Raw genomic sequence first — 5200 nt, 5'->3', positions numbered from 1 at the left:
CTTTTAGCAGGTATACCATTCGTAAATACGATGCTGCACTTAACACATCAAAAACACCTTGGGCTTTCACCTGATCTTTCAGTTGTGCAAATCCTTCATCTTCAATACCTAGACCAAACTGAAGAACAAACTCATCCACTTTGCGGGTGTGAATGTTGCTTGGGTCAAAGCTTTGAATATGTTCAAGAAGCTCGTTGTCAGAACCAGAGAATAGGTTGTCAAACAGATAACCATCGTTCGCTAAAATCTGATAGACAAAATCTAATAATGCTCGTGCTGTTAAGAACTGGTCTTTGATTAAACGAGCCTTCAACAGCAAAGAAATAATGTTCTTCTGTACAGATTCTAAACCTAGAAGTGCGTAGTTCGCAGTTAGTTTGCTGTGACCCTGCTTTTTAATTTCATTGTCATAAAGAGCATAAAATGGATTGTCCAAAGTCGGCTCGGTTAAACGAGCTAAGAACTTCGCAGCAAAATCAGATGTGCTAGCTTCATGACCAAGCGTAAACTTCGGGTATTGTTCGAAATCTAAGAAAATGTGGTTCGTTGGAATATCGTCCGTTTTGTTTTCCAAGAACGCTTTTATCGAAGCTTTAATATCGTCATGTTGTTCAGCACCTTCCTCAGCATAGTTGCCTAACATTCCGATATTAATGCCAACAACAAGTGGCTTTTCATTTCCTTTGAACTGTGAGAATCGCTCATCTAACGCATTAATTGCGGTTTGATTTGGATTAAAGCTGTGTGTCGCATCAAGATGAAACTCATGTGTCGCTTTGTGCTTCTGGCTGTATTGAGTCAGGATCTCAGACTTACCGTCACCACTACTACCACACAAGAAAATGATGTCATTTTTCTTTGAGGACAATAGCGACTTTTTAAAGTCGACCTCGATGTCGGTAGTGATATACACATGACTCTTATATTTAGCCAGATGATCTTGAGTCTGATCTCTTTCAGTACTCACGGCATAAGGTGAAGATTTAGATAAGATGCTGAGGGCTTGAAGTAAATTCAAACTAGTGGCTCCTTTCGACTAAACTTTGGTTTTTTATTCATATTACTGAACGCTATGTACTCAATAATTTCGATTGATGGAAATTAACTGACACCCTGATGTTTTACGTCGCATTTTCAAACAAAGGTACTCGATACATAGGTGACATAAGCCAAATGCAACGAAAGCCAACCAACAAAAAGTCATCGAGACCAGAATTCTACATAACAGGTTTAAATGAGTTCTACTTTTTAACATGAAGCGAAATGTTCGGCAGTAATATTGGTCACAGATGGTCACAATTGTGACCATCTGTGACCAACAAAATAAGATTCACCCTTTATCTAGTGCATAATTTGGAATACTTAACCAAACTTGAACCTTGGCTTTTGGGTAGATTAAAACTGGCAATACCGTCGTAATACACGCCAATTTGCTAAACGCCAGATACAAGAAAACCAAGCTAAATGCTTGGCTTTCTTGTTAAATTTGGTGGATCCGGGCGAACTCGAATCGCCGACCCCCGCCATGTCAAGGCGGTACTCTAACCAACTGAGCTACGGATCCAATTTTTTGTTCTTTGCATTTCTATGCGTTAAGGAGTGGTGGGTCCGGGCGAACTCGAATCGCCGACCCCTACCATGTCAAGGTAGTACTCTAACCAACTGAGCTACGGACCCATTCCTTAAGAACGAGGGAGATATTAACGGCTGATTTATTGTGGCGCAAGTAGAAATTGCACTTGAATCAACCGTTTGCTCTTATTCGCATCAATGCGTTGATTTTTTGGACGTAAAAACGAAATAAACTTGAGTTAGGTCACACTGAACCAGTGCCCTACTCTTTGTTACTCTTCTTCTACATCGAAAACAACATTGTAGTTTTCGGTATAAGTACAGTTTGGTTGACGGCTGCACGTGAAGAAACGTCGTCCTTTGTAGTCACCTTGGCTAGCCAACTTGATGATCATCGGGCTGCCACACTTCTTACAGAACCTCACCTCTTTGTCCGGCTCGATCAAATCGATATGAGTCGCCAACAACCTTTTCAAGCGGCTCACTTGATAACTGTGCTTAACGGAAGCACCAATAAGCGGTAAGCCAGCAGACTTACATACATGAATAAGTAGCTTCTCTCGGTCCACTTTGCCTTTGCTTAGCTCTTTACCATTATCAAGTTCGATAATCACGCGTGGCTCCAACGTTCTTAGGTCGCAAACCACAAAATCAAAATAGCTACGAGAGATCTTATTATTCGCAATAAACCAGTTCTTCTTAGTATTTGTTTTCGCAGGTGCCAACACGTTCGACATGTTCACTTTGGCAAAAACGACACCGTGAGAACCAACCGCCGTGGTCAATGCATTGTAAAACGCGGCTTGTTGCATGTTGAGCAACGCGCCTTTCTTTTGATAGGCGTGGTCTTTGGTGTCGTCATGTTTGAATACGTACTTCTGAATGAAATAAAAGAAGACAACAAGTACCACTACAACGATAAATATATTGGTCATTCGTAAAACACAGTTAAGGATTCAGGGAGATAGAGAATTTGTAGCGTAAGTAGAAAACAACAAACTGGCAAGAAAAAGAGAATCAGTTGTTAACGATAGTCACGTGTTTTTGATGGCATCTATTAGTTGCCTGCTTGACTGCAGGTAGATACAGTGCCTAATGTAAACCTTTTTCAATTCTTCACACTCCAGATTAGCTCAGTTTAATTTTTGTAATTTCCGCCCCAAGGCTCGGAAAATCGTTAAATAAAGATTAAAAATGGCGCTCTGACGAATGAAACATAAAGTGAAATTTCAATAATCATAGGTTGGTTTACCCAGCTTAACTGTTTACCAGATAACAATAGACCTCATCACGTTTTAGACTGATAGCTAGTTCTGTTTCTAGCACTATCAAGAGTAATAAGCCGGTTTTCTTGATTTAACTCAGGCAATCATCCTACAAAGAGGCGTTATAGTGATTTTCCTGTTCCTATAGCCATGACTTTGAAGGAAAGAGCGGAAACATAATGAGAATTAACAATGACCCAAATTAATGAACAACGTCTAGTCGACCATTTCTGCGATCTTGTGAAAATCGATAGTGAATCTCGCAACGAAAAAGCGATTGCTGAAGCGCTGGCTGAGCAGTTAGGCGAACTAGGTTTTGACGTACACAAACTGGCGGTTCCTGAAGAAGTATCGAATGGCTTCAACATCTACGCGCGTTTAGACGGCACACTACCGGGTAGTACAGTATTCAGCTGCCACATGGACACAGTAACACCGGGCATCGGCATTGAGCCAATCATCGAAGACGGCATCATCCGTTCAAAGGGCAACACAATCCTTGGGGGTGACGACAAGTCTGGCATTGCGGCTATCATGGAAGCCGTTCGCTGCATTCAAGCTGAAGCTCAAGCACACAAGACAATTGAAATTGCATTCACAGTGTTCGAAGAAGGCGGTCTATTCGGGTCTTTGAACTTCGATATGTCTTACATTCAATCAGAGCACGCTATCGTTCTAGATACAGGCGGCCCTATTGGCACTATCGTAAATGTTGCTCCTGGCCAACAAAAGATCGTTGCAACGATAAAAGGTCGGCCTGCTCACGCTGGTCTAGCACCAGAAGAGGGCATCAGTGTAATTCAAGTAGCGGCAGATGCTATCACTAAAATGAACCTACTTCGTATCGACGAAGAAACAACTGCGAACGTGGGTATTGTTGAAGGCGGACAAGCCACCAACATAGTAATGCCAGAACTAAAAGTGGTTGCAGAAGCTCGCTCACTAAATGACGACAAGCTAACCGAGCAAGTTGAACACATGATCTCAATGTTTGAAGAAAGCGCAAACCAATTCGGTGCTGAGGTAGAAATTGAATCAACCCGTGCTTACGATGCATTCGTCATTGCAGACGATCACCCGCACATTCTTTCAATTAAATCAGCGTTCGAGAAGCTTGGCGTGACTGCAAACACCAAGCGCACCGGCGGAGGTAGCGATGCAAACAACTTCAATGCGAAAGGTTTAACTACGGTTAACCTATCGACTGGTATGGCGAAAGTTCACACCACTGAAGAGTACATCGCAGTGAAAGACATGGTTGCTATCACTGAGTTTGTTGTCGCTTATGTAACACAATAATCTTACTTCTAAGCTAGATGACGAACATCTTCTAGCTAATGTCAAAAAGCCGAGCCCATATAGGACTCGGCATTTTTGTTATTTAGATTTGTCTAGAAGTTCGAGACTAGAACCCTCTACGCTTCCAAAATTGACCTTCGTCTCTTGCTACTAGGTCGAATGTCTTATCTGCGATGATGTTGCCTTTAAGTTCGACCGTCATGCGCCATTTGCCGATCTTGTTTGAGACTGGCGCCCAAATAGTGTCTCCTAGATAAAAATCCCAATCGTTATTGCCAACGTACTCTTCACCAGCGAACGGCTCAAGCACTTCGCCTTTGTCGGTCGTGATATCCGGGTGATAAATGCAGTAACGGATTTTTTCGCCTTTGGCTTTTTTAATGTTCAAAATATAGCCAAACTCGACGTCGATTTCAGCGTCAACGGTGGTAGTGAACTCTTGGATTTTAGGTAGTTCTTTAGATTTAGAATCCCACGTGGAGTAGATACCGTAAGAGGTCATCTCTACGACAACAGAACGTTTTGCCATTTCAATCGTTACCTTGGAATTGTTTTGTTAGTTTAATATGAGGGGTTACCCAGCCTATAAAGTGACATCAGCGTAGCGCTACTCTTGCCAACCTCTACCCATGCGCCTGATCACTGATGGTTCAATGTCGTGGATAGTGCCGTAATTTTCTCGGCAAACTTCAATCACTAAATCCGCCTTGTATTTGAGAGCAAGCTGACGATAAGCCTTCATTTCCCAGTGTTTGATGAAGGTATTCGATACGACAACGTCCTTCCCTTGCTTCAGACCATTTTCGGTGGTGTTCTGGCACCAATCATGGGCCTGTTGTAATTGTTTAGGGTCAAAGCAGTACTCACCTTGTTCGTTGACAAAATACATATCGGCCTCGACATGCAAGGCGTCATAAGATTTAGCTTTTGTTGACTTACCCGAACCTGGCAGCCCTCGAATGAGTATTAACTTCATTGATACATTACGGCTTAAATCAAAAGCATGAGTTTATCGTAAATAGTACTCTGTTGCTCTATTACTAGCGATATCAGCACTCAATCAC

5 protein-coding genes and 2 tRNA genes are annotated in these 5200 nt (G+C 42.2%); 1 reads left to right on the top strand and 6 read right to left on the bottom strand.

Annotation, left to right across the window (positions count from 1 at the left end; all coding sequences use genetic code 11):
• From dptF to ACTRWI_RS21795, 4 genes are all read right to left on the bottom strand, one after another.
• Window positions 1–1018 (bottom strand): DNA phosphorothioation-dependent restriction protein DptF (gene dptF / locus ACTRWI_RS21810; RefSeq protein WP_499133807.1); only part of this gene is annotated, 1018 nt, incomplete at its 3' end.
• 469 nt (window positions 1019–1487) lie between these two features.
• Window positions 1488–1564 (bottom strand) — tRNA-Val (locus ACTRWI_RS21805).
• Between the two features lie 36 nt (window positions 1565–1600).
• Window positions 1601–1677, bottom strand: a tRNA-Val gene (locus ACTRWI_RS21800).
• Between the two features lie 167 nt (window positions 1678–1844).
• A complete protein-coding gene (locus ACTRWI_RS21795) occupies window positions 1845–2507 on the bottom strand; it encodes a DUF2726 domain-containing protein (RefSeq protein ID WP_499133805.1) in 663 nt (220 codons plus the stop codon).
• 522 nt (window positions 2508–3029) lie between these two features.
• Here ACTRWI_RS21795 and ACTRWI_RS21790 point away from each other — a divergent pair.
• Window positions 3030–4136 (top strand): M20/M25/M40 family metallo-hydrolase, encoded by a 1107-nt coding sequence (locus ACTRWI_RS21790; protein WP_499133804.1) that lies wholly within the window; start codon window positions 3030–3032, stop codon window positions 4134–4136.
• A 106-nt stretch (window positions 4137–4242) separates the two neighbouring features.
• Here the strand turns inward: ACTRWI_RS21790 and ACTRWI_RS21785 are convergent, their stop codons facing one another.
• Complete coding sequence (locus ACTRWI_RS21785) at window positions 4243–4665, bottom strand: DUF3859 domain-containing protein (protein ID WP_499133803.1); 423 nt, start codon at window positions 4663–4665, stop codon at window positions 4243–4245.
• Window positions 4666–4743: 78 nt separating this feature from the next.
• Window positions 4744–5112 carry an AAA family ATPase gene (locus ACTRWI_RS21780; protein WP_499133802.1) on the bottom strand — a complete coding sequence of 123 codons (369 nt, stop codon included), beginning with the start codon at window positions 5110–5112 and terminating at the stop codon, window positions 4744–4746.
• Window positions 5113–5200 lie beyond the last annotated feature (88 nt).

Source organism: Pseudoalteromonas sp. G5_S1_14_S5 (assembly GCF_054968605.1).
This window is presented reverse-complemented; position numbering and strand designations above follow the sequence as displayed.

Excerpts from the sequence above, each read along its gene's own strand:
- ACTRWI_RS21795 (WP_499133805.1), bottom strand. The coding sequence starts at position 2,507 with ATGACCAATATATTTATCGTTGTAGTGGTACTTGTTGTCTTCTTTTAT.
- ACTRWI_RS21790 (WP_499133804.1), top strand. The coding sequence starts at position 3,030 with ATGACCCAAATTAATGAACAACGTCTAGTCGACCATTTCTGCGATCTT.
- ACTRWI_RS21785 (WP_499133803.1), bottom strand. The coding sequence starts at position 4,665 with ATGGCAAAACGTTCTGTTGTCGTAGAGATGACCTCTTACGGTATCTAC.
- ACTRWI_RS21780 (WP_499133802.1), bottom strand. The coding sequence starts at position 5,112 with ATGAAGTTAATACTCATTCGAGGGCTGCCAGGTTCGGGTAAGTCAACA.